This is a genomic window from Caballeronia sp. (genome assembly GCF_049581465.1).
Lineage (GTDB): Bacteria > Pseudomonadota > Gammaproteobacteria > Burkholderiales > Burkholderiaceae > Caballeronia.
Window position 1 is genome coordinate 1 of record NZ_JBAUSA010000854.1, and the last position, 5,343, is coordinate 5,343.

At 57.4% G+C, this 5,343-nt stretch carries 4 protein-coding genes; all 4 read left to right on the plus strand.

All coding sequences use genetic code 11. From position 1 onward, the window contains the following. Positions 1-471: 471 nt before the first annotated feature. Complete coding sequence (locus tag WCA53_RS20890) at positions 472-1,644, plus strand: pyridoxal phosphate-dependent aminotransferase (RefSeq protein ID WP_423915117.1); 1,173 nt, start codon at positions 472-474, stop codon at positions 1,642-1,644. Positions 1,645-1,937: 293 nt separating this feature from the next. Then, the gene (locus WCA53_RS20895) at positions 1,938-3,326 is read left to right on the plus strand and encodes an amino acid permease (protein WP_423915119.1); all 1,389 of its coding nucleotides are present in this window, start codon (positions 1,938-1,940) and stop codon (positions 3,324-3,326) included. A 115-nt stretch (positions 3,327-3,441) separates the two neighbouring features. Continuing rightward, entirely contained in the window at positions 3,442-4,584 is a 1,143-nt protein-coding gene (locus tag WCA53_RS20900; RefSeq protein WP_423915122.1) for an aminotransferase class V-fold PLP-dependent enzyme, read from the plus strand. Positions 4,585-4,659: 75 nt separating this feature from the next. Then, the coding region (locus WCA53_RS20905; RefSeq protein ID WP_423915125.1) for a porin at positions 4,660-5,343 on the plus strand (684 nt) is incomplete at its 3' end.

Genomic DNA, 5,343 nt, shown 5'->3' on the forward strand with positions numbered 1-5,343 from the left:
GAGATTAGATACTTCACGATGACTTACCTCCGAAGTTTGTTTTTGCACGGCGATAAACAAATTTCGTTTAGGGTCGTTAAACATATTCTAGTAAATCGTTGATGCGGGTAAACACCCGAAACGGTGATTTAATTCTGCTTGATTCGAACGGGATTGGGCGAATGAGTGCCTCCGGTCTGACCTGTGGTTAGTGGCTGACTGACCCAACTGATGCGCCGCCAATCGGCACGCGAGTGTCGGTCCCATTCAATCGATAATGGGTAACCAAACCTCGTCACTGCCATTCGGCTGTTTGCGGCGCCCTTGATGCAATTGCCTTGCCGCTCATGTAAACCCTCAGTCGTAAATGCTTGACACAAAAAAAGCGTCCCGATAATCTGAATTCAGAATCTTGAATATTAGAAATAAGGCGTGAACTGCGTTTTGTCGCCGCGCCGGTACGTGACTACCTCTCTCGATAGAGAAAAACTAATGTCTCTTGTACGACAGTCAATCGTTGACCTACCTGATTCACCCATTATTGAAGTGTGGCGTCTTGGTATTGGCCGTCCCGATGTCATCGGCTTGTGGGCTGGTGAAAGCGATTTGCCGACTCCGCAGGCATTCTGTAATGCGGCCAGTCGGGCGCTAGCCGAAGGCAAGACGTTCTATTCCCAGAACCGCGGCATTCCCGAGTTGCGCCAAGCCATCCGCGCCTACTACGCTCGGCTTTCCGGCCTCGCGATCGCCGATGAGCGCGTGGCCGTTACCTCTTCGGGTATGAATGCGGTGATGCTGATCGCCCAGGCCATCGTGAATCCTGGCGACAACATCGTATGCGTCACCCCGTCCTGGCCCAATATCCTGCGGGCAGCACGCATTACTGGTGCGGACGTGCGCACCGTGTCGTTGCAACACGGAGACGATGGCTGGCACCTGGACCTAGAAGAACTTTTCGCCGCATGCGATGCCCGCACCAAGGCCGTTTACTACGCATCGCCGGGCAACCCGACTGGCTGGATGCTTGAACGCGACCAGCAGCAGCGCCTGCTGGCATTCGCTCGTGAACGCGGAATTGCGATCATCGCGGACGAGGTGTATCAGCGGATCGTATATGACCGCCCCTATGCGACGTCGCTTGCCGAACTTGCAACACCCCAAGATCCGGTCTTCGTCGTGAACAGCTTCTCCAAAGCTTGGGCGATGACGGGTTGGCGGATGGGGTGGATGATCTACCCGGAAACCTTTCTCGACACCTTTGAGAAGCTTATTCAGTTCAACACCAGTGGCGGCCAGGCTTTCTTGCAAGAAGGCGCAGTTGTCGCGCTGAACGAGGGCGAGTCTTTTGTTCAGTCGTTCGTGGAGCGGTGCCGGGGCGGCCGAGAGATTGTGCTTGACCGGCTACATTCAATGCCAGGCGTGAACATCGTGCCCAACCATGCATCGTTCTACACCATGTTCAGCATTGAAGGCGTCACCGATACACTCGATTTCTGCAAGCGCGCGGTCCTTGATGCGGGTGTCGGCCTGGCGCCGGGCATTGCATTTGGCGACGATGCCGCGCAGCAGATCCGGCTTTGCTATGCGCGTAGCGATGCCAGTCTCATGACGGCGATGGACCGACTGGAGACGTTCGTCGCGCAGCGACGTCGAAGCCAGTTTTAGGTCAACGTAGCTCGCCTCAGAGAGGGTCTGGGTGTCTCTGACATCCTTCACGGCTTTGCGAGCTCGATCGCCAGACGCTTGGCCTTCGCTCTGACGAGTCGCGCGTCTTGCCTGCGCTCTACCTTGTGCACCGGATGACTCACGGATTGGTCGGGTCAAGGTCTGACCAATCGGACGAAAGTAAGCCGTTTTACAAAAAGCCTGCTCCCGAAATTTTGAGCAAAAAAACTGAATTCAGAAGTAGGAATATGCAAGCGCAACAAACACCGACTGATCATCCAAAAGGACAGACAGTGGAACGAACTTCTGCAACGTCAAGAGAATCAGGGCTTGAGAAGGTGCTCAGTGAACGGCAAATCGCCATGATTGGGATCGGTGGCGCTATTGGCACCGGTCTTTTCATGGGCAGCGGCATCGCCATCGGTTATGCCGGGCCGGCCGTTTTGATCAGTTATGCGATTGCTGCGGTGATTGCCGTGATCATGGTGTTCAGCCTCGCGGAAATGGCGGTCGCGCATCCGTCTGCGGGGTCGTTCGGCACCTATGCCGAGATGTATTTGAATCGCTGGTCGGGCTTCGTCGTGCGCTACACCTATTGCATCATCGAGATTGTGGCGGTCGGTGGCGAAGCGGTGGCCGTCGGCGTCTACATGAGTTTCTGGTTTCCGAGCATTCCTGTGTGGATATGGTCACTGGGTTTCGGTGCAATCCTGGTGTACGTCAATTGCCGCTCGGTCAACAACTTCGGATCGTTTGAGTACTGGTTCTCGCTGATCAAGGTGATCGCCATTATCCTGTTCATCATCTTCGGGTTGGGTGCCATCTTCGGACTTGGCACCCATGCGGGGCCGGTTGGCATACACAACCTCGTTGGCTTGCCTGGCGGTTTTATGCCGCATGGTTTCAGCGGGGTCTGGATGGGCGTGCTGATTGCGATCTTTTCGTTCTACGGCGTGGAAGTGGTGGCGGTCACCTCGGGCGAGGCAAAAGATCCAACACGTGCGGTGCCGCTCGCGCTCCGCTCAATGGTGTTGCGCCTGAGCCTGTTCTACATACTGGCGCTCGGAATCATGATGACCTACCTGCCATGGACCGAGGCAGGTGCAAAGGTGGTCCAGCAGAGTCCGTTTGTTCGTGTGTTTGCTCACGCCGGAATATGGCATGCCGCGGGCATCATGAATTTCGTGGTGATCACAGCCGCGTTGTCCAGCATGAACACCAACCTGTACCTGTCGTCACGCATGCTGTTTTCACTGGCCCGCGCCGGGCTTGCGCCCAGTTGGTTCGGCAAGCTGACGGCAAAAGGCACGCCGGTTGTCGCTACGCTGATCTCCAGCGCCGGAGTGGCTGTCGCCGCGTTGATCTCAGTCTTCAGCCCGCTTGCCTATAACTATCTGTTCGGTATCGCGTTGTTCGGCGGGATCATGGTCTGGATGTTCATCCTCGTCACTCACTTGCGTTTTCGCCAGGCGTGGCAGGGACGTTCATTACCGGTCCGCATGCCGTTCTTCCCGTATGCACAGATCCTCGGGCTGGTATTGCTGGGCGCGATCCTGATCACCATGGGTCTCGATACCTCGTTTTGGGACATCTCGTGGATCGTCGGCGTGCCCTGGCTGGTTGGGATCTCGATTCTTTATTTCGTCTACCGCAAGCGTTTCGCGACGCTGGCTGCAGCCTGACATCGCAGCAGTCCGGGCACAACTCCTTAACTAGTCAAGCGCGCTGAAGGTGCCCATGAGGCGATCCTTCAGCGTATCTGGCCGCGCGTAGTGGCCACCGAAAGGACAGTAACGAATGACATACCCCAAAGATAACTACGACGGCTGGCTGATGTATCACTCAGTCGGTCTTTTCCCCGATCACGAAACGGTGGTCGGCGCGGCATTGGCCGACTACAACCGGCAGTGGTGCCGGCGCGAGAGCCCACGGTGGGACTACGGACTGCAAGCACGCGACAAGATGCTGGGGCTTTGGTCAAGGTTAGTCGGCTGCGAACCCGCCAACGCGTTCGCGAGCGAAAACGTGACAGAAGCGTTCGGCCGCTTTGTGTCCGCGCTGGGGCCGGCGCGACTGCGCGGCAAGAAGGTGCTGATCGCCGCGGACTGTTTTCCAAGCCTCCACTTTCTGCTTAGTGGCCTTGCCGAGCGCATTGGTTTTCATCTCGTTACGGTGCCGCTGGCGGCCGACGCCTCGTACGTCACCGACGACGCGTTCATCGAGCATTGGGACAATCAGGTCGCCTTGGCGATCATCACCTGGGTTACGTCGACCGCTTCGAAGCGCGCCGATCTGGATCGTCTGGCCGAGCATGGCCGAGCCCGGCAAAGCCTGATTGCCGTTGACATCACCCAAGCGGCTGGCGTACTGGATTTCAATGTCAGCGCGCCGCGCGTGGACTTCGTCGCAAGCACCGCACTAAAGTGGCTGTGCGGTGCCCCGGGCACGGGTCTGGCGTACATCGCGCCGCATTTGCTCGATGAGGGCCTGGCTCCGCTTTTCCAGGGCTGGTTCAGTCAGCCTGACCCGTTCAACTGGGATATCACGCGCTTTTCGCTGGCGACCGAAGCACGGCGCTTCGACAACGGTACGCCGTCCTTTCTACCGTTCATTGCGTCTACCCCCGGACTGGAGTGGTTACTTGCGCAGCCACGCGGCTCGGTCCGCGCGCACAACCTGATGCTGTCCCATCGCCTGGTCCAGGTCGTCGATAACGTCGGCTTCGAGTTGTCGTCGCCACGCGCTGATGATCAGCGTGGCGGCAGTGTCATGGCAAGGCTGCCAGAGGGCCTGGAGGCCGACGCGGTCGTCCGCGAATTGAGGCTGCACGGTTTCGAAGTCGATTCACGCGGCCGCACGCTACGCTTTTCGCCGGGGCCGCTGACCACGGCCGCGGCGCTGGATCGATTGGAACCGGTCCTGCAGAAACTCAGCCGCTGATTCGTAAAAGCCGTGCAGCCACAACTGGCCAATCGGCATGTACTAGCAATGACGTGTTTCTTACTTGGAAAGTTCATGAAAAAAATAATCGCCGCAATCGTTCCGGGCCTGCTTTCGTTCGGACACGCCTATGCGCAATCGAGCGTGACGCTTTACGGGGTGGTAGATACAAGCGTGCTCTATCAGAACCATGCAAACCCCAGCGGCGGTCACTTGATACAAATGACCGACGGTGCCGTCAATGCAAGCCGTTTCGGCTTCAAGGGTAATGAAGATCTGGGTGGTGGTTTGAGCACTATATTTGACCTTGAGGGTGGTTTTCAGCCGGAAAGCGGCGCCCTCGATTCGGCCAACACGATGTTCAACCGTCACGCGTATGTCGGGTTGCAGGGTAACTGGGGTGCGGTCACTTTGGGCCGGCAAGACACGCTGTTCTTCACGACCCTGGCCAACTACGACCCGTTGACAGTGGGCAACTACTACAACAACTCCTGGTATTTTTACCAGTCCGATGCCCGCTATAGCAACATGGTGAAGTATGAAGGCACGTTTCACGGCTTATATGTTGGGGCGAGCTATGGTCTTGGCGGCCAGCCCGGCAGTATCTCCGCCGGTTCGCAGGCGGCAATCTCGCTCAGTTATACGACCGGCCCGTTCTCAGTTGGCGGCGTATTCAGCCAGACGCACGCGCTCAACAATAAGACGCAAAACATCGGTGGACTCGCCGCGTCATACACGATCGGTCCGACTACGCTGTAC

Excerpts from the sequence above, each read along its gene's own strand:
- WCA53_RS20890 (WP_423915117.1), top strand. The coding sequence starts at position 472 with ATGTCTCTTGTACGACAGTCAATCGTTGACCTACCTGATTCACCCATT.
- WCA53_RS20900 (WP_423915122.1), top strand. The coding sequence starts at position 3,442 with ATGACATACCCCAAAGATAACTACGACGGCTGGCTGATGTATCACTCA.